The 815-nt window shown below is 32.6% G+C and carries 1 protein-coding gene; it reads right to left on the bottom strand.

What is annotated here, in order from left to right:
- Positions 1 to 506: 506 nt before the first annotated feature.
- Positions 507 to 815: ribosomal protein L7/L12 (locus tag MAGTDC_RS03560; protein ID WP_192573209.1), on the bottom strand; the 309-nt coding region annotated here is incomplete at its 5' end.

The raw sequence follows: 815 nt of genomic DNA, 5'->3' as shown, positions 1-815 counted from the left end.
TAATTAAATCATACTTTAACGTCATTTAATAGATAGGAAAATACAGGAACTGTAGCTAATACAGTAGTTTATGTTCAGTTCAAGTGTCACAACGATATGACAAGTATATCACGCACATCCATGGAAACGTTTATCACTCGCGCACGCGTGCACATTTCCACAGATTCATAATTTGTGATTTATGGTCTCCAAGTCGCGTTATTGAAATAAAACTTATAGTTTACCTTATTTCTTTTCCATCTTGCGACTTCGTTATATGTCATACACGACATGTTTCGGGAAACATGTTCCCATCTTCAGGTTTAAAAACTGTTTGTTCTCACATGAAGAACTTGTCAACACAAATAAAAACTTATACTAACATCATTAAAAACACACTATATTAATAATGTACCGCATGAAGAATCAGTGCGCACTGTTTGGGTTCATAATCGCAACTGTTGATTTCTCATTTGTCCATAATCTGATAAACATGTTGTAACGCAGTATCGTACAAGCTGTTCGAGTTAAACGACAATTGATCGTTGAGCACTAGGTCTTTTTGTGTTCTCGATGCTTTGTAGATTTCGAATTACTCTAAGGCGCTCATAATTCGCCCTTTGTTGCAATATATAACGGTTTCAAATTTTTGGCACAACTAGTGTATCCGTGGTTATTATTAATTGTAATACTTCTATGAAATCTTTTGATTCTTTTAATCCTATGTTTAACAAATTCTTTATTTCTTTTATAACATTTATTTTATTTTTTCCAATACTAATTAACCTAACGTTGTATCTTTTGTTGTTAACAAGATCTACATGATGGTTTTGATC

Source organism: Candidatus Hodgkinia cicadicola, from assembly GCF_002774925.1.
The sequence above is the reverse complement of the archived record's forward strand: the minus strand, read 5'-3'. Positions and strand labels throughout refer to the sequence as shown.